The organism is Hymenobacter taeanensis, from assembly GCF_013137895.1.
GTDB classification, from domain to species: domain Bacteria; phylum Bacteroidota; class Bacteroidia; order Cytophagales; family Hymenobacteraceae; genus Hymenobacter; species Hymenobacter taeanensis.
The window spans coordinates 3,313,384-3,337,293 of record NZ_CP053538.1; the positions used below are offsets into that span (position 1 = coordinate 3,313,384).

Annotated in this window: 16 protein-coding genes; all 16 read left to right on the forward strand. The window is 57.0% G+C overall.

The annotated features are described in order from the left end of the window. Positions 1-150 precede the first annotated feature (150 nt). The 16 genes from HMJ29_RS14030 (at position 151) to HMJ29_RS14110 (ending at position 23,903) form a co-directional block, all read left to right on the forward strand. Positions 151-948 carry a rhamnogalacturonan acetylesterase gene (locus HMJ29_RS14030; RefSeq protein WP_171592086.1) on the forward strand — a complete coding sequence of 266 codons (798 nt, stop codon included), beginning with the start codon at positions 151-153 and terminating at the stop codon, positions 946-948. Positions 949-987: 39 nt separating this feature from the next. Next, a complete protein-coding gene (locus HMJ29_RS14035) occupies positions 988-1,941 on the forward strand; it encodes a pectinesterase family protein (protein WP_171592087.1) in 954 nt (317 codons plus the stop codon). 135 nt (positions 1,942-2,076) lie between these two features. After that, positions 2,077-3,702 carry a glycoside hydrolase family 43 protein gene (locus HMJ29_RS14040; RefSeq protein ID WP_171592088.1) on the forward strand — a complete coding sequence of 542 codons (1,626 nt, stop codon included), beginning with the start codon at positions 2,077-2,079 and terminating at the stop codon, positions 3,700-3,702. A 606-nt stretch (positions 3,703-4,308) separates the two neighbouring features. Then, on the forward strand, positions 4,309-7,584 hold the full coding sequence (locus HMJ29_RS14045; protein WP_171592089.1) for a SusC/RagA family TonB-linked outer membrane protein: 3,276 nt from the start codon (positions 4,309-4,311) through the stop codon (positions 7,582-7,584). Between the two features lie 25 nt (positions 7,585-7,609). Further along, positions 7,610-9,454, forward strand: a complete 1,845-nt coding sequence (locus HMJ29_RS14050) for a RagB/SusD family nutrient uptake outer membrane protein (RefSeq protein WP_171592090.1) — start codon at positions 7,610-7,612, stop codon at positions 9,452-9,454. Positions 9,455-9,530: 76 nt separating this feature from the next. After that, entirely contained in the window at positions 9,531-9,872 is a 342-nt protein-coding gene (locus HMJ29_RS14055) for a cupin domain-containing protein (RefSeq protein WP_171592091.1), read from the forward strand. A gap of 16 nt (positions 9,873-9,888) precedes the next feature. Beyond that, positions 9,889-12,009, forward strand: a complete 2,121-nt coding sequence (gene pelA, locus HMJ29_RS20490; RefSeq protein ID WP_244679244.1) for a pectate lyase — start codon at positions 9,889-9,891, stop codon at positions 12,007-12,009. A gap of 10 nt (positions 12,010-12,019) precedes the next feature. Then, a complete protein-coding gene (locus tag HMJ29_RS14070; protein ID WP_171592092.1) occupies positions 12,020-13,552 on the forward strand; it encodes a tagaturonate reductase in 1,533 nt (510 codons plus the stop codon). Between the two features lie 103 nt (positions 13,553-13,655). Then, complete coding sequence (locus HMJ29_RS14075) at positions 13,656-15,311, forward strand: UxaA family hydrolase (protein WP_171592093.1); 1,656 nt, start codon at positions 13,656-13,658, stop codon at positions 15,309-15,311. 268 nt (positions 15,312-15,579) lie between these two features. Further along, positions 15,580-17,016: a glucuronate isomerase gene (uxaC, locus tag HMJ29_RS14080; protein WP_171592094.1), complete on the forward strand. Its 1,437-nt coding sequence runs from the start codon at positions 15,580-15,582 to the stop codon at positions 17,014-17,016. A 186-nt stretch (positions 17,017-17,202) separates the two neighbouring features. Next, complete coding sequence (locus HMJ29_RS14085) at positions 17,203-18,213, forward strand: sugar kinase (RefSeq protein WP_171592095.1); 1,011 nt, start codon at positions 17,203-17,205, stop codon at positions 18,211-18,213. A 61-nt stretch (positions 18,214-18,274) separates the two neighbouring features. Next, on the forward strand, positions 18,275-18,931 hold the full coding sequence (locus HMJ29_RS14090; protein WP_171592096.1) for a beta/alpha barrel domain-containing protein: 657 nt from the start codon (positions 18,275-18,277) through the stop codon (positions 18,929-18,931). Between the two features lie 85 nt (positions 18,932-19,016). Next, complete coding sequence (locus tag HMJ29_RS14095) at positions 19,017-20,381, forward strand: MFS transporter (RefSeq protein WP_171592097.1); 1,365 nt, start codon at positions 19,017-19,019, stop codon at positions 20,379-20,381. Between the two features lie 20 nt (positions 20,382-20,401). Then, complete coding sequence (locus HMJ29_RS14100) at positions 20,402-20,881, forward strand: nuclear transport factor 2 family protein (RefSeq protein ID WP_244679243.1); 480 nt, start codon at positions 20,402-20,404, stop codon at positions 20,879-20,881. 338 nt (positions 20,882-21,219) lie between these two features. Beyond that, positions 21,220-22,272, forward strand: coding sequence for a class 1 fructose-bisphosphatase (gene fbp / locus HMJ29_RS14105; protein ID WP_171592098.1), 1,053 nt, complete (start codon positions 21,220-21,222; stop codon positions 22,270-22,272). A gap of 92 nt (positions 22,273-22,364) precedes the next feature. Beyond that, positions 22,365-23,903: an aldehyde dehydrogenase family protein gene (locus tag HMJ29_RS14110; RefSeq protein WP_171592099.1), complete on the forward strand. Its 1,539-nt coding sequence runs from the start codon at positions 22,365-22,367 to the stop codon at positions 23,901-23,903. Positions 23,904-23,910 lie beyond the last annotated feature (7 nt).

Genomic DNA, 23,910 nt, shown 5'->3' on the forward strand with positions numbered 1-23,910 from the left:
CTGTAACGGCCGGCTGCTTTCTGACTAGTAGCCGGCCGTTATTCGGTTTTCGCTTGCCCGTTAGGCAACACAAAACCAACCTGGGTTTGGCTAAGCGTAGCATGACGTTCTGCTACTCACTTTTCTCTCCTCTGAATTGCCTCACACGCTATGGTTGTCCGCTTATTGTCGAAGAAAATCTGGGGGCTAGGTCTAGTAGCTATACTGGCTCTGCTGGCTTTTACCACTGATTCGCCCACTCCCATAAAAGTGTATTTGGTGGGTGATTCTACCATGGCGGATAAGCAGGAAAAGGCTTTTCCGGAAACTGGGTGGGGCACGCCGTTTAAACACTTCTTCGATGAAACGGTGACGGTAGATAACCGCGCTCAAAACGGGCGCAGCACCAAAACGTTTTTAACCGAAAACCGCTGGCAGCCCGTTGCAGCTGCCCTACGCCCCGGCGACTACGTGTTGATTCAGTTTGGGCACAACGACGAAGTGCCAACCAAACGGAGCTACACTCCCGAAGCCGACTTCCGAGCTAATCTAGTGCGGTTTGTAACGGAAACGCGCGCTAAGAAAGCTACGCCGGTACTGATTACGCCTGTAGCTCGCCGCAAATTTGATGCGGCCGGTAAGGTAGAAGGCACCCATACTGTGTACGTCGGTATAGTGCGCGATGTAGCCAAGCAGCAGCAAGTTCCGCTCATCAACCTTGACACTGAAAGCCAAGCAGTGTTGCAACAATTTGGGGTGGAAAACTCCCGATTACTGTTCAACCAGCTGGCCCCGGGTGAGCATCCCAACTACCCCGACGGCCGCGACGATAACACCCACTTCAACGAGCTGGGTGCCCGCAAAATGGCGCAGCTGGTGCTAGCCGACATTCGCCGCCTGAAGCTGGAACTCGCTGACCGCATTGTGAAGCGGGAAGTTAAGACCACCGTTGATCCGCAGGCCCGCTAGGCCAGTAACAGCCCCGTTCTACTCATCCCATCCAAGAGCATGAAAAAACTGATTGCATTCCTGTGCCTAAGCTGGCTGCTGATGAGCCGGGCAGTGGCCTACGATTTTGTAGTGGCCCAAGATGGCAGCGGCAACTACCGAACCGTGCAGGAAGCCTTCAATGCCGTGCCCGATTTTCGCAAGAAAGTCACCACCATTTTCATCAAGAACGGCACCTACAAAGAGAAACTCATTCTGGCCGGCTCCAAAAACCTGGTAAAGCTGATAGGGGAGGACCTCAAGAATACCATCCTCACCTACGACGACTACAATCAGAAGAAGAACATCTTCGGGGAAGATAAAGGCACCTCTGGTTCCTCCAGTATCTACATCTACGGCTCCGATTTCTCAGTTGAGAACATCACCTTCCAGAATTCCTCCGGCCCGGTAGGCCAAGCCGTGGCCGTGTGGGTAGCCGGCGACAAGGCCCGTTTTAAAAACTGCCGCTTTCTGGGCTTTCAAGACACACTCTACACCTACGGTTACGGCAGCCGCCAGTATTATCAGGATTGCTACATCGAGGGTACCGTTGATTTCATCTTCGGCTCTAGCACGGCCTGGTTTGAGGGCTGCACTATTTTCTGCAAGAAGGGTGGGGGCTACGTCACGGCGGCTTCAACCCCTGATAGCACGCGCTACGGCTACATATTCCGCAACTGCAAAATCACAGGCGATGCGCCCGCCGGCAGCTTTGTGCTGGGCCGGCCCTGGCGGCCCTACGCCAAAACTGTTTTCATGCAGTGTGAGCTAGGTGAGCAAATCCGGTCTGAGGGCTGGGACCACTGGGAGAAAGAAAGCAACAAGCAAACTGCCTCCTACGCCGAGTATAAGAACCGGGGCAAAGGCTTTCAGCCCACCCGCCGCGTGCCGTGGTCGCGCCAGCTCACCGATCAGCAAGCCCAAGAATACACCCTCGAAAAGGTATTCCGCAACTGGAACCCAACTCAGGAATAAAAGACCAGTTGTGCTGACTCCCGCTGTCATTCCGACCGCAGGGAGGAATCTGAGGTAAGCTCTAGGCCAGTCTCCAGATTCCTCCCTGCGGTGGGAATGACAAGTCCACTTATTAACACAGTTGCTGTTATGCCCATGAAGCGTCTTTCACTGCTTTTACTACTTGCCCTGACTGGCCTACAGCCACTGAAAGTAGCTGCGCAAACTTCTGCCATTTCTAAAGTATGGGTGCCGGATTTGGGTAATGGGATGTACAAGAACCCCGTGCTCTACGCCGACTACTCTGACCCCGATGTAGTGCGCGTGGGCGACGAGTACTACCTCACTTCATCGAGCTTCAATGCCGTGCCGGGCCTGCAGATTCTGCACTCCAAAGACCTGGTAAACTGGTCGATTATTGGAGCTGTATTCACTCAGCAGCCTCCGGCCGCCCGCTACGCGCTGCCCCAGCACGGCAACGGCGTATGGGCACCCGCCATCCGGTACCACAACAAGCTGTTCTATATCTTTTACCCCGACCCTGACCTGGGCATCTTCGTGACGACGGCTAAGAACCCAGCGGGTCCGTGGTCGGCGCCCGTGTGCATCAAGGAAGCTAAAGGCTGGATTGACCCTTGCCCCTTGTGGGATGAAGACGGACAGGCCTACCTCGTGCACGGCTTTGCCGGTTCGCGGGCGGGCTTTAAGAGTGTGCTTGCTGTGAGCCGCATGCGCCCCGATGGCCTGGGCCTGTTAGGCGACGAGGTGCTGGTGTTTGACGGCCACGACAAGCACCCTACCATTGAAGGTCCTAAGTTCTACAAGCGCCACGGCTACTACTACATCTTCGCGCCCGGCGGGGGTGTGCCTACTGGCTGGCAGGTGGTGATGCGCTCCAAGAATGTGTTTGGTCCCTACGAAGACCGCATTGTAATGGACCAGGGCAAAACGCCCGTTAACGGCCCACACCAGGGTGCCTGGGTAGATACGCCCGGCGGTAAGGAAGATTGGTTTCTGCACTTCCAGGACCAGGGCGCCTATGGCCGCGTGGTGCACCTGCAGCCCATGACCTGGAAGAATGACTGGCCTATCATTGGTGAAGACCCCGACGGTGACGGCAAGGGGCAGCCCGTACTCACCTACCGCAAGCCCGCTGGCAAAACGCAGCCCATTGCCACGCCAGCCACTTCCGATGAGTTCAACACGAACAGGCTAGGCCTGCAGTGGCAGTGGCATGCCAACCCCCAGGTAGGCTGGGCCTTCCTTAACGGTAATGAAGGGTTCCTGCGGCTATACTCAGTGCCGCTGCCCGAAGGTTTCAAGAACTTCTGGCAAGTGCCTAACCTGCTGCTGCAAAAGCTGCCCGCTGATAAGTTTACTGCTACCACCAAGCTCTCGTTTACCCCGCGCTTTGAGGGTGAAAAAACCGGCCTGATCATGATGGGGATGGATTACGCTTACCTCTCCGTGACCAACCAGGGGGGCAAACTGCTTTTAGGCCTGACTACCTGCCAAAACGCCGATAAGCTTAGTCCGGAAACCAGCTCGGCGCCAGTGGAAATACCCGCTAAGCAGCCCATTTACTTGCGCGTGAGCATGCAGCCAGAAGCCAAGTGCCAATTCAGCTACAGCCTCGATGGGCAGCAGTTCCGCGCCGTAGGCCCCGTGTTTACCGCCCGCGAAGGAAAGTGGATTGGCGCAAAGCTAGGCCTGTTCTGCACACGAGTCGCCCAAACAAATGATGCCGGTGCCGCTGACATTGATTGGTTCAGGGTAGAGTAGAAACAGAGGCGTAAGTACGCGTGCACTAAGTGAGCCTTGCTAGTCCCGTGCTGCAAGGTTCTTTTTTTGAGTAAGTGTTGAGGCAACCACGGGTAGCACGGGGGGAGTCATAGGTACTAATCCAGCAAAGAAAAATAACTGGTGAAAAGAGTAGTAAAGCTAGATGCTTAGTGCCCCGCGTGTAGCAGGCACTAAATAGGAAAAGTACAATTGTTTAAGTTTAATTCTTGTGCTTGGATAGCAGGTCAAGAAAATAATGGCTTCTTCCTATTACTGTCGCTAAATACGCTGCAATCAAAGAAATTGGGTGTATGGGAACGTTCCCGACATCGATTGCAGAAATAAATCCTAGGTTACTCTTCCCATTCTGTTGGGGTAAGACTAAACTTAATCAACTAATACTCTAGCCGACAATCCAAAAAGCTGGTGGTAGTTAGTTGGCCTCGGTAACGATGCTAGAATGCTTCTTGAAATATCCCAACGCAGAACTGTTCACTTAACGGCGGGATAGTAAGTAAGGGGCCGCTCACCGGTTCCGCGCAGGATGCATAACTCTGGTACTACAGCTGAAGCTCTTATCCCATTACCAATTCCCACACCACTGTCATGAAAAGAAAATTACTGTTGCTAACACCCCTGTTGGCATGTGCTATGGCACCGGCCTGGGCACAGCAGCAACAACAGCGCGTTCAGGGTATCGTCAAGTCGGAGAAGGGCGAGCCTTTGCCCGGCGTGACAGTAGTTGTGCGTGGCACGACTGTCGGCGCCTCCACCGATGCCGACGGCCGTTTTAACCTAGCCGTACCCGCCAACGCTACGTTGCGCTTTAGCTACATTGGTTTTCTACCGTTTGAGGTGGCTGTGGGTACTAAAACCGACATCAACGTTACGTTGAAGGAGGATACCAAAACCCTGGATGACGTAGTGGTTATTGGCTACCAGTCGGTGCAGCGTCGCGACGTAACGGGGGCCGTATCCTCGGTAAGCGCGCAGCAAATCAAGGACATTCCAGTAAACTCCGCTGCGGAGGCACTCACTGGCCGTCTGGCGGGCGTGCAGCTAACCTCCTCAGAAGGTACCCCTGGCAACCAGGATGTGCGCGTTCGGGTGCGGGGCGGGGGCTCAATCACTCAGGATAACTCGCCGCTGTATGTGGTAGATGGTATCCAGATTGAGAATGCCCTGTCGGTTATTACGCCCCAGGACATTGCCTCCGTCGACGTGCTCAAAGACGCCTCGGCCACGGCTATTTACGGTGCGCGTGGTGCGAACGGCGTGGTAATTATCACCACCAAGAAGGGCCTGGAAGGCAAAACCGTCATCAGCTACAACGGGTTTGCCGGCTTCCGGGAGATCAGCAAGAAGCTGGGCGTACTGAAGCCCGATGACTACCTGAACTACCAATTTGAGCGCGCTCAGCAAGCAGGTGCTACCGGCACTGGCGGCCTCTCGACGTTTAAAACGCTGTTCGGCAGCTCTAATTATAACAGCGATACGCTGCAGCGCGCCCGCAGTGCCCCGTTCATTGACTGGCAGGAGGAGGTGTTTGGTCGCCGGGCCTTCCAGCAAACGCACAACGTTTCGGTAGCAGGTGGGGTGAAAGGCACTACCTACTCCCTAAGCCTCACGCACAACGATGAGGAAGGTATTCAGCGTGGCTCCGATTACTCCCGCAACCTGATCAACTTCCGCTTCGATACGAAGGCCACCGATAAGCTGCGCATCGGGTTGAACATGCGCTTCAACGACCAGGAAGTAAATGGCGCCGGCACCTCTACCAGCGGCTCCAGCGTTACCTCACGCCTGCGCAACACGGTGCAGTACCAGCCTCTCTCGGTGCCACGAGCATCGGGCGCAATCATCGACCCCGGCACCTTCGACGATGACTTCTTCACTAACTCGAGCTTGGTGAATCCGCTGATTACGATTGACAGCGAATACCGCCGCGACAAGCGCCGCACTTTCAACGTAGGTGGCAACGCCGCTTTGGAGCTGGCTAAGGGGTTGCTGTTCCGCTCTACGGCTGGTTTCGACATCACCAATACCGATTTGGGTACGTTCAATGGTCGGTTCTCGCCTACTATCCGGCAGGCAGCGGGCGGCTACCAGAACCTGCCGTTTGCTACCATCACCACGGGCACCCAGATTACCTTCAACAACTCCAACGTACTGGATTATTCGCGCACCAAGGGCAAGCACCAGATGGGCTTGCTGCTAGGTGAGGAAACCTACCAGCAGCAAACCAAGCAGCAGTTCATCCAGACCAATTACCTGCCCCTGGATATTACGGCGGAGCGGGCATTGGCCAACATCAACCAGGGCGTATTACCTACCGGCCAGAACTCGCAGCCAGTGCTGCCTAGCACCGGCATCCCGAACGACTACCGCCTGCTTTCGGGCTTTGGCCGCCTAACGTATTCCTACGACGACAAGTACCTCTTTACGGGCACGTTCCGCGCCGATGGCTCCTCGAAGTTTAAGGCGGGCAACCGTTGGGGCCTCTTCCCCGGCGCTTCGGCTGCCTGGCGTATTTCCAAGGAAGAGTTCTTCAAGTCGGTGGAAGCGGTATCTGACCTGAAGCTACGCGTGAGCTATGGCCAAGCCGGCAACAACCGTATTAACGACTTCCTGTTCAGCCAGCTTTTCCAGGCTGGTGGTGCACCATACTACCTCAACCACAACCAGGTGCTGGGTTCCTCGGCCACCACGCTGCCTAACCCCAACCTAAAGTGGGAGGTAACCACCTCGCGCGACATCGGTATCGACTTGGCCCTGTGGGAAAACCGGGTGCAGTTCACGGGTGATGTGTATTATAACACGACTACCGACCTGTTGATCAACCGCCCCATTCCTCCGTTCCTGGGCTACACCTCCCAGCTGCAAAATATTGGCAAAACCTCCAACAAAGGGGTAGAGCTGCAGCTGACGGGCGTAATCTTCAACAAGCCTGACTTTGGCTGGACGGCTACGGCTAACGCCTCCTTCAACCGGGGCCGCATTGAAAGCCTGGGGTCTGGGCTGGAGGAGATTCCCGGTATTGCATCAGGCTGGGCCGGCACGGCCCTCAACCGCGACTATGTAGCCCGCGTAGGCCAGCCCGTAGGCCAGATGTATGGCTACGTGACGGATGGTTTCCTGACCGCCGATGACTTTGAAGGGTATAATACCGTTACGCAAAGCTGGACTCCCCGGAAAAACGACCAGGGAGCAAACGTATTCGCGAACAACCTGGGTCTGATTGGCGAAACTGTTGCCCGCCCCGGCCAGATCAAGCTAAAAGACCTGAACGGTGATGGCGTTATAAACGACCAGGACCAGACGGTAATTGGCAATGCCAACCCTAAGCTCTCCGGCGGTCTGAACCAGCAGTTTACGTACAAAAACTTCGATGCCAGCGTGTTCCTGAACTTCGTGCTGGGCAACGATATCTACAACGCCAACAAAATTGAGTTTACCTCAAACACGGCTAACACGGTATTCAGCAACGTGCTGGATCAGATGAGCGACCGGTACCGCACCATCAATGCTGATGGTACACCCATCACCGATCTGGCCACGCTGCGCCAGGTAAACCAAAACGCTGATATCTGGACGCCCACTCGCAACTACTTCCTGCACTCGTGGGCGGTAGAAGATGGCTCCTTCCTGCGCGTGAACAACATCACGCTGGGCTACACCTTGCCCAAGCTACTAACCGCCCGCGCTAAAATCCAGACGCTGCGCTTCTACGTGACGCTCAACAACCTGTACACCTTTACCAAATACACGGGCTACGACCCAGAGGTGAACACGCGCCGTGCCACGCCACTCACGCCTGGCGTTGATTATGCCGCTTACCCCCGCAGCCGGGCCTTCCTGTTCGGCCTGAACCTCTCCCTCTAATCCCACCCGCTTTTTCACTCCGTATATGAAATCGTTCGTTTCCTTCCGGGCTGCACTAGCTGGCCTGGCCCTGGCCAGCACCGCCGGGGTGGTATCTTCCTGCAAAGATTTTCTGGATGTTGAGCCATTGGCTCTCAATACTACTGAGGCCACTTTCAGCACCGTGGCCGGCGCTACTGCCGCTATCATTGGTGCCTATGACCCCCTCTCCGGAGACCAGTCATATGGTACGCGTATCAGCATGTATTTCCCCTTCGACTCCGATGAGATGATCGGGTCATCGGGGGCTGCTGACGGAGCCCGCCGTAGCATTGCCCGCTACAAGGCACTGGCCACCAACACCGAAATTACCAACCCCTGGAACACCCTTTATCAGGGCGTAGAGCGCAGCAATATCTGCATCGACCAGATCCCGAAGATGTCGCTGTACACCACGGGCACGGCGGCCGACACGGCTACGCTGCACCGCTTGCACGGTGAGGCGCTTACGCTGCGCGCGCAGTACTACTTTGAGTTGGTACGCAACTGGGGCGATGTGCCGGCGCAGTTTACGGCCTCCGTTTCGGGCCAGGACTTCAACCTGCCGAATGCTGACCGCAACGAAACGCTCACCAAGCTCATTGCTGACCTTCTCCAGGCTGAGAAGCTGGTGCCCTGGCGCTCCAAGGCCGGCGCGGCCAGCGAGCGGATTACGAAAGGAGCGGTGAAAGCCCTGCGCGCCCGCCTGGCCTTATACCGGGGTGGCTACTCGCTGAAAGGCAACCAGATGGTGCGCCCCGCCGACTATCTCGACTACTACCGCATTGCCCGCCAGGAGTGCGCTGAGCTGATGGCTAACCGCTCTGAGCACACGCTCAACCCCAGCTTCCTGGAAGTATTCAAAAGCATCAATGAGCAGCGCTCAGAGTCGGCTAATGAAATCATGTTCCAGGTGGGCATGGGCGGCTCCACGGCTGTGTCTGACAGCAAGCTGGGCTACTACAACGGCCCGCGTCTGAACGCCTCCACCATTTATGGCTCAACGCAGGGTGCCGTAACCATTGTGCCCACCTATTTCTACGCCTTCGACTCAACGGACGTACGCCGCGACGTGACCATTGCGCCTTACACTATTCCGGCCAATAACTTCCGGGCTGGGGTAGCCCTTACGTCGGTGACGGACGGTAAATTCCGCCGCGACTGGCACGTGCCGCCGGTACCGGGTACCAATAACTATCTGGGTTACAACTGGCCTATCATCCGTTTCGCCGATGTGCTGCTGATGTTTGCGGAGGCTGAAAACGAGCTGAATGGCCCGACCCAAGCTGCCCAGGATGCCCTGCTGGAAGTGCGGACCCGCGCATACGGCACCAAGGCCAAGGCGCAAGCCGGCCTGATCCTCAACTCGAAAGCTGCCCTGTTCAATGCATTGGTGAACGAGCGGTACTTGGAGTTCGGCAGTGAAGGCATTCGCAAGTATGACCTGTTGCGCTGGAACCTGTTTGCTACCAAGCTGGCCGAAGCCAAAGCCAACATTCTCAAGATGGCTAAGGGCGAAGCTCCTTACGATAAAGTGCCACTCTATATGTATTTCAAAACGCCTGCAGCAGGTGATGTACAGTGGACGCGCTCTTTCTACCGGCCTTCGCCTACGCCTAACACTGCACCCACGGGTACGGTGCGCGTGAACTGGCGTCAGGGAATTGATGCCCAATATGTGGCCAATACCCAGCCTACGGGTACCACTGCCACGGTAGGTACTACCACGGCCAGCAGCGTAGGCTCGGGCCTAGCTGCAGAATACGTACCCGGTCAGGGCAAAGAGCTGCTGCCAATTCCGCAGAGCACGCTGGCCTCTGACCCTGCGCTGAATCAGAACTTCGGGTACTAACAGGAGACTACATGAGGGATGCCAGGAGAATTTCCTGGTACTTCATTTCATCCCACCGCTCACCTTATCACTACCAATGGCCGCTTCCGCTGATCAGCATTTTCTTACGAATGAATCCCAGCAATGGGAAACAGTAGGGGAGGGAGTACGCCGCAGCCTACTGGCCTACGGGCCGGATCTGATGCTGGTGAAGGTGGCTTTTGAAACTGGTGCTGTGGGGGCCCCTCACCGGCACGTACACGCCCAAATCACCTACGTGGAAAGCGGCGTTTTCCGCTGCCTGGTAGGAGAGGAGGAGCGCGTACTACGGGCGGGTGAGGGTTTTCATGCCCCCTCTAACCTATGGCATGGGGTGGTGTGCGAAGAAGCCGGGGTACTGCTTGATTCTTTTAGCCCGATGCGGGAAGACTTTGTGTAGGCCTGTGCAGCGCGCGATGAAAAATATAGTGAAACTACTGCTCCTGTTGGTGGGGGTTGGGGAAATGGGAATAGAATCTGCCCGTGCCCAACAGGTGACGGTGGCGGCGGATGGTTCGGGGCAGTTCCGGACCATCCAGGCCGCCCTGAACAGCCTCCCCAACGAAGCCGCTAAACCGCGCACGGTGTACATCAAAGATGGCACCTACCGGGAGAAGGTGTTCGTGGATGGCAAGCAGAATATCATCCTTAAGGGCCAAAGTGAAAAGGGCGTGGTACTAACCTACCCGCAGGCCCGCGACGAGTGGCGCTGTGACCCCGTGGCCGGCCAGGACGACTGGGGAGTAGCTACCCTCAACATGCGCAACTCGCCCGACATCACGCTGGAAAATCTCACCGTTATCAATAGCTATGGCTTTGATGCCAAAGGCGACGTGACGGTGGATTGCATCACTGACCCCACCGGCAAACGGACCATCAGCAAAACTGGCCACCAGATGGCTCTGCGTACGATGCCCGGCACTACTCGCCTAACGGTGAAGCATTGCACTTTCCGGGCCCTGGGCGGCGACACCGTGAGCCCGTGGGATGTGGATGCCGGCCTGTACTACTTTAAGGACTGCACCATGGAGGGCGGGGTAGATTTCTACTGCCCCCGGGGATGGGCCTACGCCGAGAACTGCCGGTTCATCTGCCACAACCCCAATGCGGCCATCTGGCACGACGGCTCCGGCAACAAGGATGAAAAGACGGTGCTCAAGAACTGCACCTTTGAGGGCGACGACAACTTCAAGCTGGGCCGGTTCCACCGCGAAGCACAGTTCTACCTCATTGACTGCAAGTTTGCCCAGAACATGGCCGATGCGGACATCTACTGGGCGCAATCGGGGCCCGGCGCTAAACTGTGGGGCCGCCGCGTGTATTACCAGAACTGCCACCGCCAGGGCGGAGACTATGCCTGGCACCAGGATAACCTGAAAACCGCTGAAGGTGCCCCGAAGGCCAAGAAGATTACGGCCGACTGGACTTACGGTGGCCGTTGGTACCCGGTATCGGGCAAGAAAGCAACGGTAGCGTTGCCGCCCTCAAACCTGCAAAATACCAACTCGGTGCTGCCCAGTGCTGCCAATCGGCAGGCCGACCAGGTAGACAGTGTGGCCGAGAAGATGCTGGTGTACCAGCGCAGCATAGGCGGGTGGCCTAAGGCCGTGAAGGAAGTGAAGGTGGATTACACCAAGCCATTGTCGGCCACTCTGCGCGCGGCTACCCTGACTGACGCCAGCCGCACCGATGCTACCATCGACAACAACGCCACTACCCGCGAAATCACGTATCTGCTCAAGGCCTACAAAGCCAGCAACAAGGTGGCCTACAAAGAGGCGGCAGAGCGGGGCATCCGGTACCTGCTGAAAATGCAGTACGCTAACGGTGGCTTTCCGCAGTTCTACCCCGACTTCAGCAACTACCGCCACCAGATTACCTACAACGACAACGCCATGATTCGGGCGCTGCTGGTACTGCGGGCAGTAGCTAAGCAGCAGGGCGACTTTGCCGTGGTAGATCCGGCTCTGGTACCGCAGGCAAAAGAGGCCGTGGAGCGGGGCGTCTCCTGCATCCTCAAAACCCAGTACGTGCAGCAGGGCCAGCTGACTGCCTGGTGCGCGCAGTACGACGAGAAAACACTGCAGCCCGCTAAAGCCCGTGCGTTTGAGCTGGCCTCGCTGAGCGGAGATGAGTCGGCGGCTATTGTAGAATTTCTGATGGGCATCGAGAATCCTTCTCCTGAGGTGAAAAAGGCCATTACTAGCGCCATGGCTTGGTTTGAGAAGGTGAAGCTGCCCAATCAGGCCATGAAAGAAATCAAAGACCCAAGCCAGCCCACGGGCCGCGACCGGGTGATAGTAGCCGAGCCGGGCGCCACGCTGTGGGCGCGGTTCTATGACCTCGAAACTAACCGACCCATTTATGTGGGTCGCGACAGCAAAGTGCACTACGCGCTAAGCGAAATAGAAAATGAGCGCCGTGCGGGCTACCTGTACGCCGGCACTTGGCCTGAGAAACTCCTGCAGCGGGAATACCCTAAGTGGCAGCAGAAGTGGGCCGCCAACTCAACGAAACAAGAGGGAAGCAAACTCTAGGATTTTGGCTATGCCACACTTATCAAAAGAATTCGTACTGCAGGCCTCTTCGGCCGCCGCGCTGCCAACTCCGGAGCTGTTTGAGCTGCCCGAAAAAGTCCTGCAATTTGGCACGGGCGTACTCCTGCGTGGCCTGCCCGACTATCTCATCGACAAAGCCAACCGCCAAGGCATATTCAACGGCCGCATTGTGGTGGTGAAAAGCACTGACGGGGGCGACATCGACGCCTTCACCCGCCAGGATGGGCTTTACACGGTCGGCATCCGTGGTATTGAAGACGGTCGGGAAATCGAGGAAAACGTGGTATGCTCGGCCATCAGCCGGGTACTGTCGGCTAAAAGCCAGTGGGCCGAAATTCTGGCCTGCGCCGCAAATCCCGAGCTGCAGGTGGTACTTTCTAATACCACTGAGGTAGGGATTCAGCTGGTAGCTGATGATGTAACGCAGAGCCCCCCAACATCCTTCCCTGGTAAGTTGCTGGCCTTTCTGCACGCCCGCTTCCAGGCGTTTGGCGGCGACAAGGAAAAGGGCCTGGTGATAGTGCCAACGGAACTGATTCCGGATAATGGCACCAAGCTGGAGGCCATCCTGCTGGAGCAGGCCCACCGCAATAACCTCGATGCTGAGTTTATTGACTGGCTGGAAACCGCCAACCAAGTGTGCAACTCCTTGGTAGACCGCATTGTGCCGGGCCGCCCCGCCGCCAACGTGCAAGCAGAGCTAGCCGAAGAGTTCGGCTACGATGACGAGCTGCTGACGATGTCGGAGGTGTACACGCTCTGGGCCATTGAGGGCGACGAGCGGGTGAAGCAGATTCTGTCGTTTGAGCAGGTAGATGCGGGCGTGATTGTGCAGCCCAACATCAACCTGTTCCGGGAGATGAAGCTGCGCCTGTTGAATGGCACCCACACGCTAAGCTGTGGCCTGGCTTTCCTGGCGGGCTTTGGTACGGTGCGTGAGGCCATGGAAGACGACTGTGTGGCGGGCTTCATTCACAACCTGATGCTGGCCGATCTGCTGCCGGGCATTCCGTACGCCGTGGATGAAAAGGCAGGGCAGCGCTTTGGCATGCAGGTGCTTGACCGGTTCCGGAACCCCGCCATTGAGCACCGCTGGCTGGCCATTACTATGAACTATACGGCCAAGATGCACATGCGCAACGTACCTACGCTGCTGCACTATTACAAGCAGCTTAGCGCGGTGCCGCACTACATGGCGCTGGGCTTTGCGGCGTACCTGCTCTTCATGCGGGGCACTCACCAGGAAGAGCAGGTGTGGTACGGTGAAGCCAACGGCCTGGCTTACCCAATTCAAGATGAGAAGGCTGATTATTTCGCTGAGCTGTGGAGCCGTTTGCAACCCGCAGAACTTACCCGCACGGTGCTGCACAACCAGGCGCTATGGGGCCACGATCTGTTGGCGCTGCCGGGTTTTGCAGCTACGGTAACTCGGTACCTCGAAAAATTGTTGACGCAAGGAGCTCACGCGACTGTGGCTGAAGCACTCAACAAAACAGTTGGGCAAAAGGCCACCGCGGAGTAGGCAGATAGCCCTGGCAAGTCAGCACAGACCCGCTAGGCCTGTTACTAACCACAAACCGGCGTCCTGAACACGGTCTGAAACAGACCGCAAATACTCTGAAGAAATGAAACATCTGGTAGCCAAAATACATCCGCAGGATAACGTGCTGGTCGCCCTCACTGACCTGCCCATTGGCACGCCCGTTACCTGGGACGGTACCACTGTGACCACCACGGAGCGTATTCCAGCCAAGCATAAACTAGCCCTGGAGTTTCTGGCTCCCGGCGACCCCGTGCACATGTATGGCGTACTGGTAGGCAAAGCCCGCGAAGCAATCAGCGTGGGGGGCCTCCTGACCACCGCCAACATGCAGCACGCCACCGATAGCTACGACGAGCACCACCAGCGCCGCGCCGAGTGGCAAGCCCCCGACGTAAGCAAGTGGCAAGACCGCACCTTCATGGGCTACCACCGCGCCGATGGGAGCGTGGGTACCTCTAACTACTGGCTGGTAATTCCGCTGGTGTTCTGCGAAAACCGCAACATTCAGGTGCTGGAAGAAGCCCTGGTGAATAACTTGGGCTACGCCCGCCGCAAGTCGTACCAGCCCCAAACCCAGGCGTTGCTGGAGCTGATGCAGGCCGGCAAATCAGTAGAGGAAATTCTGGCTACTGATCTGCACTCCGCTGAAATCAACCAGCAAAAGGTAAAGCCCTTTCCGAACGTGGATGGTATCCGGTTCCTGAGCCACGAGGGGGGCTGCGGCGGTATTCGCCAGGATGCTCAGACGCTGTGCGGCCTGTTGGCGGGTTACATCACGCACCCCAACGTGGCCGGCGCTACCGTGCTGAGCCTGGGCTGTCAGAATGCGCAGGTGAGCATGTTGCAGGACGAAATCAACAAACGCAGCCCCAAAGGCTTCGATAAGCCATTGTTTATTCTGGAACAGCAGAAGCTGGGCACCGAGGAAACGCTGGTAAGCATGGCCCTGCGCCAGACCTTTGCGGGCCTGATGCAAGCCAACCAGCTGCAGCGCCAGCCTGCCCCTTTGAGCAAGCTGTGCATAGGACTAGAGTGCGGCGGCTCCGATGGGTTCTCCGGCATTTCAGCTAACCCCGCCGTAGGCCACGTTTCTGACCTGATGGTGGCCCTCGGCGGCTCCGTTATTCTGGCGGAGTTCCCCGAGCTGTGCGGTGTAGAGCAGGAGCTTGTTGACCGTAGCGTGAACCCCGCCACGGCCGAGCGCTTTAGCTCCCTGATGAAGGCTTACGGCGACTCCGCCGTAGCTGTCGGCTCGGGCTTCGACATGAACCCCTCGCCGGGTAACATCCGCGACGGCTTAATTACGGACGCAATGAAATCGGCGGGGGCCGCTCGAAAGGGCGGTTCGTCGCCGGTAGTAGCGGTGCTTGATTATCCCGAGCCCGTGACTCAGCCCGGCCTGAATCTGCTGTGCACTCCGGGCAATGATGTAGAGTCTACCACGGCCGAAGTTGGCTCTGGCGCCAATGTGGTGCTCTTCACGACCGGCCTGGGCACGCCTACCGGCAACCCGATTGCACCCGTGGTGAAGATTTCGAGCAACACGGCCCTGGCCAAGCGCATGCCCGACATTATCGACGTAAACACCGGCACCGTGATTGATGGGGAAGAAACCATTGAGCAGGCCGGGGAGCGGATTCTGGATTACATCATCCGGGTGGCCAGCGGCGAAGAGGTTGCCGCCGTGCGCCACGGCCAAACCGACTTCATCCCCTGGAAACGTGGGGTGTCGCTGTAAGCATGCAACTAGAAAGTCATGCTGAGCTTGTCGAAGCATCTCTACCTCTGGCTAATTACTGGCCTAGAATCAGTGAACGAAGCAGTAGAGATGCTTCGACAAGCTCAGCATGACGAGTGGCACCAGCTAGGCCAGTAAGTACCCACCTACCGTAATCGTTTCCGTTAAAAAAGCCGCCAAAACACACCCTAGGCCAGTCGGAAGCTGATACCTTTACCTAACACCCATCCGCGCATTTTGCGGATTCTGCCCATAATTTCGGTTGTTTATGAAGCCATTTCTCAACGACGACTTTCTGCTGCAAACGGCCACGGCCAGCACGCTCTACCACGAGTATGCCAAGCAGATGCCCATCATCGACTACCACAACCACCTGCTGCCCGACCAGATTTCGGAGGACAAGCAGTTCGATAATATCACGCAGATCTGGCTCTACGGCGACCATTATAAGTGGCGCGCCATGCGGGCCAATGGTATTGCGGAGCGCTACATCACGGGTGATGCTTCTGACTGGGAGAAGTTTGAGAAGTGGGCCGAAACCGTGCCCCAAACGGTGCGCAACCCGCTCTACCACTGGACGCACTTGGAGCTGAAGCGCTACTTCGGTATCACGGAGCTGCTCAACCCCGCCAGCGCCCGCCGTATCTACGACCAGTGCAACGAGAAGCTGCGCACGCCCGAGTACTCGGTGCGTAACCTGCTGCGCATGATGAACGTGGAAACGCTCTGCACCACCGACGACCCCGCCGACTCCCTGGAGCATCACCGCGCCCTGGCAGCCAGCGGCTTTGAGGTGCAGGTGCTGCCAACGTTCCGGCCCGATAAGGCCATGACGCCTGAAAACGCTGTAGCCTACAATGAGTACCTCGACAAGCTTGGCCAGTCGGCGGCCGTGGAAATCAAAACCTTCCGCGACCTGGAAGCCGCTCTGCGCCTGCGCCACGACTACTTCGCGGCTCTGGGCTGCCGCCTCTCTGACCATGGTCTGGAGCAGATATACGCTGCTGAGTACACAGACTCAGAAGTACAAGCCATCTTCGCCAAGGTGCGGGGTGGGGAGGAGCTGAGCCAGGAAGAGGTGCTGAAGTTTAAGTCGGCTATGCTGGTGCTGCTGGCCGAGATGGACTGGGAGAAAGGCTGGACCCAGCAGTTTCACCTGGGCGCTCTGCGCAACAACAACTCCCGCATGCTGCGCGAGCTGGGCCCCGATACCGGCTGGGACTCCATTGGTGACTTCCCCCAGGGCCGCGCCCTGTCGAAGTTCATGAACCGCCTAGATGGTCAGGACAAACTGGCCAAAACCATTATTTACAACCTGAACCCCGCCGACAACGAGTTGATTGCCACCATGATTGGCAACTTCAATGACGGCTCGGTAGCGGGTAAGGTGCAGTTTGGCTCGGGCTGGTGGTTCCTGGACCAGAAGGATGGTATGGAAAAGCAAATCAACGCCCTCTCCAACATGGGCCTGCTGAGCCGTTTCGTGGGTATGCTCACCGATTCGCGTAGCTTCCTCTCGTACCCCCGCCACGAGTACTTCCGCCGCGTGCTCTGCAACCTGTTCGGCAACGACGTGGAAAATGGCGAACTGCCCGAGGATATCGAAGGCCTAGGTCGGATCATCCAGAACATCTGCTACGGCAATGCGAAGGAGTACTTCGGTTTTGTAAAAGCTGGCGTGCCGGAAACCACTGAAGTGGCCTAGCTAGAGCTAGGGACTAGTTCCCCTCCTCAGCTGAGGAGGGGTTAGGGGTGGTTAACAATCGTTGAACATCCTCTAGTCTTAGCTCTATCTCCAGACATCATTCTAGGCCAGTATCAACCACCTCTAGCCCCTCCTCAGCTGAGGAGGGGAACTAGCCTCTAGCTCTCAGCTACTTTCCATTTCAACATGAAGAAAGTTGTCACCTTTGGTGAAATCATGATGCGGCTCTCGCCGCCGTTGAATTACCGCCTCACGCAGATCAGCTCGTTGGAAATAACCTACGGCGGCGGTGATGCCAACGTGGCAGCTTCGCTGGTGCGTTTGGGCATGCCAGCTGCCCACGCCGGCTGCTTCCCCGACAACGAGCTCGGCCAGGCTGCCGCCCAATCGTTTCAGCGGTTGGGGGTGGATATGAGCCATTGCGTGTTCAAAGGCGACCGGCTAGGCCTGTATTTCCTGGAAGTGGGGGCCTCGTTGCGGGCCAGCCGCATCGTGTATGACCGGTATAACTCAGCGTTTGCCAACCTGCAGCCAGAGTGGTTTAACTGGGATGAAATTCTGAAAGACGCCAGCTATTTGCACTGGACGGGCATTACGCCCGCCATTTCAGCCACGGCTGCTCAGGCTACTGCCGAGGCCATTCAGGCCGCCCGCCGCCTGGGCATCACGGTTTCGGCCGATGTAAACTACCGCCGCAACTTGTGGCAGTACGGGCAGCGCGCCCAAGATGTAATGCCCCCGCTAGTAGCCGGCTGCGACATGGTAGTGTGCACCGAGGGCGACGCGGAAGACCTATTTGGCATTAAAGCTGAACCAGGAGCGGAGAACAGCTTCGTTGCCATGAGCGAGCAGCTGGTTCAGCGCTTCCCCCAGATCAAGCGCATCATTGCTACTCGCCGCAACACCCAGAGCGCTTCCCATGAACGCATCCGGGGCATTGCCTACATCGACGGCACCTTCCACGAAACCGAAGACTTCGATATAAACCCCGTGGTAGACCGCATCGGGGGCGGCGACTCCTTTATTTCCGGCTTCATCTACGGCAGCCAGAAGTATAGCACCGTTGCTGAGGCCCTCACGTTTGCCACGGCCGCATCGGCCCTCAAGCACACCATCCACGGCGACATCAATCTGGTGACAGCCGCTGAAGTGGAGCACATTATGGCCGGCAATACGTCGGGCCGCTTGTTGCGGTAATCAAATTTGAACTCCTTTCTAGGCCACTCTCTACCGGCCTAGCAACCGATACTCCTGACTCATGCCTCGTTACTCCGCCGCTGCTATTCAACAGATTGTACTGGATACGCCCATTGTACCGGTGTTTTTTCACGCCGATGTGGCCTACACTCAACGTATTTTGCAGGCGTGCTATGAGGGTGGTCTACGCGTTTTTGAATTCACAAACCGCGGTGCTAATGCTTTTGAGGTGTTCTCGGCCCTGATGCCCTTCGTGCAGGAAAACTGCCCCGGCATGCTGCTGGGCATCGGCACCATCTACACCGCCGAAGATGCGGAGCGTTTCATCCAGGCTGGCGCCGACTTTGTGGTGCAGCCCTGCCTGACCACGGAAGTGGCTGATGTGTGCCGGACCCACGGCACGCCCTGGCTGCCCGGCACCATGACGGTGGGGGAGGTGTACCAGGCTACCAAGCTGGGCGCCGCCATTGTCAAGATCTTCCCCGGTAACGTGGTAGGCCCCGGTTTCATCAAGAGCCTGCGCGGCCCCATGCCTACGGTACCATTGATGGTGACGGGCGGCGTGGAGCCCACCGAAGACAGCCTGCGCGAGTGGTTCGCGGCGGGCGTAAACGTGGTGGGCATGGGCTCTCAGCTCTTCAAAAACGTCGATGACACACAGGCCTTCAGCCAGCAGATTGCGCATCTGCTGGAGTTTGTTGGTACCTTAAAGAAATAGTTTCACGATCTGGGTAGGTGCGCCGGCTCCCCTAGCTTTTCCTGCAGCACCTAGAGTATCTCCCACCGAATTCAGCCCGACCTCTATGATACAAACCCCACCCGCTGCGACGGCGACTTCCACCACCATCGGTAAATACCGCTGGACCATCTGCTCCCTGGTATTCTTTGCTACTACCGTTAACTACCTCGACCGGGCAGTTATCTCGTTGCTGAAGCCTTACCTGGAAACCGAGTTTAACTGGAACGCCGGCGACTACGCTAACATTGAAATTGCGTTTAAGCTGGCCTACTCGCTGGGTATGCTGGGGGTAGGACGCATCATTGACAAGCTGGGCACCAAGCTGGGCTACGCCCTTTCCACTTTTCTGTGGAGCCTGGCCGCCATTGGCCACGCCCTAGTAAGCAGCACCCTGGGCTTTAGCATTGCGCGGGGCTTTCTGGGCGTAACAGAGGCCGGCAACTTTCCGGCGGCTATTAAAACTACCGCCGAGTGGTTTCCGCAGAAGGAACGGGCCCTGGCCACGGGTATCTTCAACTCGGGCTCTAACGTGGGCGCTATCATTGCCCCGCTCACCGTGCCCTGGATTGCTGAAACCTGGGGCTGGAAGTGGGCTTTTGTGATTACGGGTGCGCTTGGGTTTGTGTGGCTGGTGCTGTGGTTTGTGCTGTATGAGGTGCCGGCCAAACACGCTAAGCTGACCAAAGCAGAGTTTGAGTACATCCATAGTGATGTGGATGATCTGGCGGCGGCTTCTATCGAGACCCAGCCTAAAGTATCGTGGTTTAAGCTCCTGACCTTCCGCCAGACCTGGGGCTTCGTGTTGGGCAAGTTCCTCACTGACCCTGTGTGGTGGTTTTACCTGTTCTGGCTGCCCGACTTCCTGACCAAGCAATATGGCTTACGGGGTACTGATATCGCCATGCCCGTAGCCGTGGTATATATGCTCTCGAGCATAGGCAGCGTAGGTGGGGGCTGGATTCCGTTGAACTTCATTAAGCACGGTATGCCGGCCTTCAGGGCCCGCAAAACCTCCATGCTGCTGATTGCGCTGTGTGTATTCCCGATTGTGTTTGCGCAGCAGCTAGGCCAGATCAATATGTGGCTGGCGGTACTGGTAATTGGTATTGCCGCCGCCGCTCACCAGGCCTGGAGCGCCAACATCTTCACTACAGTTTCCGACATGTTCCCGAAACGGGCCGTAGCTTCGGTAACCGGCATTGGCGGCATGGCAGGCGGTATGGGTGGCATTCTGCTATCGGCACTGGTGCAGAAGCGCATGTTTGTGTACTACGAGAGCATCAACCAACTCGACAAAGCCTACTACATCATGTTCTGGATTTGCGGCGGGGCCTACCTGCTGGCCTGGGTGCTTATGCACTTCCTGGCGCCCACCATGAAGCAGATTCAGCTCGATGATGTGCCACCGGCTGCGGCTCCTACCCGCTAATTCCTTTCCCTCTTCCTGTTATGAAAAAATCAGCTCTGCTGTTGCTGCTGGCTTTGCTAGCCATGCCCGCCTGTATTTTCGCCCAAACCAAAACGAAGAAAGATGTAGTTGCCGTTTCGGAAGTAGAAGCCCTGGAGCGCCAGCGCTTTGAGGCTCAGGTTAAGAAGGACTATGCTTTCCTGGAAAAGGTTTTTGCCGACGACCTCGTGTACACCCACTCTAACGGCCACCAAAACAACAAGCAGGAATACATCCAATCAATCCGCGACGGCAAAAGCCAGTACGAAAAGATTGACGTGGAAGCCCTGAATGTGCGTGCTTACAACGATGGCAAAGCGGCCGTAGTAAACGGCACCATCACCATCACGCTGCCTAACAAACCCGATGGTTCCGCTAATCTGGCCCACCTCAAGTACGTGGTGGTGCAGGTGAAAGACCCCAAGAAAGGCTGGCAAGTGGTGTTGTGGCAGTCGCAGAAGCAGCCCGAAGCCAAGAGTTAAGCGCTCAATAAACTACAGTAGCCTAGCAGTAAGTGAAGGCTAATTTTCCCCTCCTGAGCCCTTGGGTAAAGAGAGGCTGGAGCCTTCTTGTCCTTTTTGTTGCAATCGACGAGGCCATGCCCGCACAAGCGGCGCGGGTAAAGTCAAGAAACAGAGTGGTGGTGGCGTACGAAAGCGTTGTGTGGCGCATTTGCTTGCGCCTAGGCCACCTCTGAGCTCTGCTCTTATTACCGAGTGAAACTGCGGCGGCTACCAGATGTGCGTGGAGGTTAGGGGCCATCAATCATCCGGAACGCCGTCGCACCTCGGCTACTATTTTTCATCTCTTCCATTCAGTTATGAGTATCAACCGCGAGAATGCGTTGGCCCAACCCGTTGGCACTACGCTGGAGCGCTACATCATGCGCAATCAGGCCGAGTTTGCTTTTGCTACGGGAGAACTCTCGCAGCTACTCCGCGACATTGCGCTGGCCGGCAAAATTGTAAACCGGGAAGTAAACCGGGCGGGCCTGACCAGCATTATTGGGGCCATGGGCCAGCAAAATGTGCAGGGCGAAACCCAGCAAAAGCTAGATGTGGAGGCCAACATCCGCTTCATTCGGGCCCTAACCAACGGCGGTGAGGCCTGCGCGGTGCTCTCGGAGGAAGAAGACGACATGATTCACACCGGTAACTGCCAGGGCAAGTACGTGGTGGCTATTGACCCGCTGGATGGGTCTTCCAATATTGATGTGAACATCAGTATTGGCACCATCTTCAGCATTTACCGCCGCGTAACACCGGTAGGGCAGGAGGCCACCCGCGAAGACTTTCTGCAGGGTGGCCGCCAGCAAGTGGCGGCGGGCTACATTCTGTATGGTTCCAGCACTATGTTGGTGTACACCACCGGGCACGGCGTAGTGGGTTTCACCTATGAGAACTCCCTCGGCGAATTCTTTCTCTCGCACCCCAACATTACTATTCCGGCTACGGGCAACGTGTTTTCCTGCAACGAAGGCTACTGGTTCGACTACCCCCAATACGTGCGCGACTTCCTGATGCAGTGCAAGGAAAAAACCATGAGTGGGCGATACGTGGGCTCTTTGGTGGCCGATTATCACCGCAACTTATTTACGGGTGGTATTTATCTGTACCCGCCCACTCGCAAAACGCCTCAAGGCAAGCTCCGGCTGCTGTATGAGGGCTACCCGCTGGCTTTCTTGATTGAACAGGCCGGCGGCGAGGCCATGACCGGTGAGGAAAAGGTACTAGATATAGTGCCTACTGAATATCATCAACGCGCTCCTCTGTATATTGGCTCGCCGGAGCTGGTTAACAGTCTCTTAGCCTGTGCTGGTAAAGCGCAAGCAGCTCCGGTGCTTGAGGCCCCCGGCGTCAGGGACGGGCGCTAGGCCAGTTCCTTTCCGAAACAATTCTACAACCAACCTTCTTCAGGGAGCACGCAAAACCAATCAGCCATTTCGCGGCTGCTCCTCTCCACGTCATGCCAAAGATCGTTTCGCCCCAAGTAGAGTTCGGCGGGTTGCTGAACCAGATGAAGTCCATTACCCCGGAAGTGTTTACCACCGACGGGCAGTTTCTGAATCTGCTGGAAGGGCGCTGGCAAGAGCCTGGCAAACCCCGGCCGTTTACTTCTCCCGTCGATGGCTCGGAACTGGGCTCCTTGCCCATGCTGGACCATGCTACTGCTCTGCGCGCCGTGTTGGCCGCCAAGCAGGAAGCCGCCGCCTGGGCCGCTACTGATCTGGATGAGCGGAAGCGCCGCGTGCAGGATTGCCTCAACCAGCTCCGCAACCAGGTAGACCTGATTGGCAAACTGCTGATTTGGGAAATTGGCAAGACCTACAAGCTGGGCTTCACGGACATCGACCGCGCCATTGACGGCGTGCAGTGGTACGTAGACAACATTGAAGGCATGCTGGGCTCGCGCAAGCCTCTGGGCCTGGTGAGCAACATTGCCTCCTGGAACTACCCTATGTCGGTGCTGCTGCATGCGGTGCTGGTGCAGGCGCTGGCTGGTAACTCAGTTATTGCCAAAACGCCTACCGATGGAGGCTTTATTTCCCTGAGCCTGACCTTCGCCATTGCGCGCCGCTGCGGCCTGCCGGTTACGCTGGTGAGTGGCTCGGGTGGGGAACTGAGCGATGTGCTGGTGAAGCACGAAGCCGTAGACTGCCTCAGTTTTGTGGGTGGCCGCTACAATGGCCGCAACATCGCCGACGCCCTAGGTCAGAATCACAAGCGCTACATGCTGGAAATGGAGGGCGTGAATACCTATGGCATCTGGAACTACAGTGACTGGGATGGCCTCGCTGACCAGCTCAAGAAAGGCTATGACTATGGCAAGCAGCGTTGCACGGCCTACGTGCGGTTTGTGGTAGAGCGCCGCCTGTTCCCGCAGTTTGTTGAAACCTACTGGAACACTATCAAGGGCTTGAAAGTGGGCAACCCCACATTGGTGGATTCCGCCGAAGATAAGCTGCCCGACCTGGCTTTTGGCCCCGTTATCAATAAGAACCAGGCCGAAGACCTCGACCGCCTCTACGAAAACGCCCTTAAAACCGGCGCCACGCCAATTTTTGAAGGCAAGCTCGATGAAAGCCTCTTTCTACCTGGCCAGGATATGAGCGCCTACCGCGCCCCACGCGCGCTCGTAAATCTGCCCCGCCAGAGTGAGTTATACTTCAAGGAGCCCTTCGGCCCGATTGATTCCATCGTGCTCGTAGATCGTGTGGAAGAGCTGGTAGGCGAGATGAATATTAGCAATGGCGCCCTGGTATCTGCCGTGGCTTCCGACGACCAGAAGTGGGCCGCCCGCACCGCTAAGGAAGTACGTGCCTTCAAGGTAGGTCTCAACAGGCTCCGCTCGCGCGGCGACCGAGAAGAAGTGTTTGGTGGCCTGGGTGAATCCTGGAAAGGAGCTTTCGTGGGGGGCGCCCTGCTCGTGGAAGCCGTAACCGAAGGAAGCAAGCCTATATTAGGCAACTTCGAGGACGCTACGCTGCTGCCAGAAAAGATCTAGACCTGTA

What these genes read in the sequence shown, in the direction of transcription:
- HMJ29_RS14030 (WP_171592086.1), top strand. Translation starts at nt 151, where the DNA reads ATGGTTGTCCGCTTATTGTCGAAGAAAATCTGGGGGCTAGGTCTAGTA.
- HMJ29_RS14035 (WP_171592087.1), top strand. Translation starts at nt 988, where the DNA reads ATGAAAAAACTGATTGCATTCCTGTGCCTAAGCTGGCTGCTGATGAGC.
- HMJ29_RS14040 (WP_171592088.1), top strand. Translation starts at nt 2,077, where the DNA reads ATGAAGCGTCTTTCACTGCTTTTACTACTTGCCCTGACTGGCCTACAG.
- HMJ29_RS14045 (WP_171592089.1), top strand. Translation starts at nt 4,309, where the DNA reads ATGAAAAGAAAATTACTGTTGCTAACACCCCTGTTGGCATGTGCTATG.
- HMJ29_RS14050 (WP_171592090.1), top strand. Translation starts at nt 7,610, where the DNA reads ATGAAATCGTTCGTTTCCTTCCGGGCTGCACTAGCTGGCCTGGCCCTG.
- HMJ29_RS14055 (WP_171592091.1), top strand. Translation starts at nt 9,531, where the DNA reads ATGGCCGCTTCCGCTGATCAGCATTTTCTTACGAATGAATCCCAGCAA.
- pelA (WP_244679244.1), top strand. Translation starts at nt 9,889, where the DNA reads ATGAAAAATATAGTGAAACTACTGCTCCTGTTGGTGGGGGTTGGGGAA.
- HMJ29_RS14070 (WP_171592092.1), top strand. Translation starts at nt 12,020, where the DNA reads ATGCCACACTTATCAAAAGAATTCGTACTGCAGGCCTCTTCGGCCGCC.
- HMJ29_RS14075 (WP_171592093.1), top strand. Translation starts at nt 13,656, where the DNA reads ATGAAACATCTGGTAGCCAAAATACATCCGCAGGATAACGTGCTGGTC.
- uxaC (WP_171592094.1), top strand. Translation starts at nt 15,580, where the DNA reads ATGAAGCCATTTCTCAACGACGACTTTCTGCTGCAAACGGCCACGGCC.
- HMJ29_RS14085 (WP_171592095.1), top strand. Translation starts at nt 17,203, where the DNA reads ATGAAGAAAGTTGTCACCTTTGGTGAAATCATGATGCGGCTCTCGCCG.
- HMJ29_RS14090 (WP_171592096.1), top strand. Translation starts at nt 18,275, where the DNA reads ATGCCTCGTTACTCCGCCGCTGCTATTCAACAGATTGTACTGGATACG.
- HMJ29_RS14095 (WP_171592097.1), top strand. Translation starts at nt 19,017, where the DNA reads ATGATACAAACCCCACCCGCTGCGACGGCGACTTCCACCACCATCGGT.
- HMJ29_RS14100 (WP_244679243.1), top strand. Translation starts at nt 20,402, where the DNA reads ATGAAAAAATCAGCTCTGCTGTTGCTGCTGGCTTTGCTAGCCATGCCC.
- fbp (WP_171592098.1), top strand. Translation starts at nt 21,220, where the DNA reads ATGAGTATCAACCGCGAGAATGCGTTGGCCCAACCCGTTGGCACTACG.
- HMJ29_RS14110 (WP_171592099.1), top strand. Translation starts at nt 22,365, where the DNA reads ATGCCAAAGATCGTTTCGCCCCAAGTAGAGTTCGGCGGGTTGCTGAAC.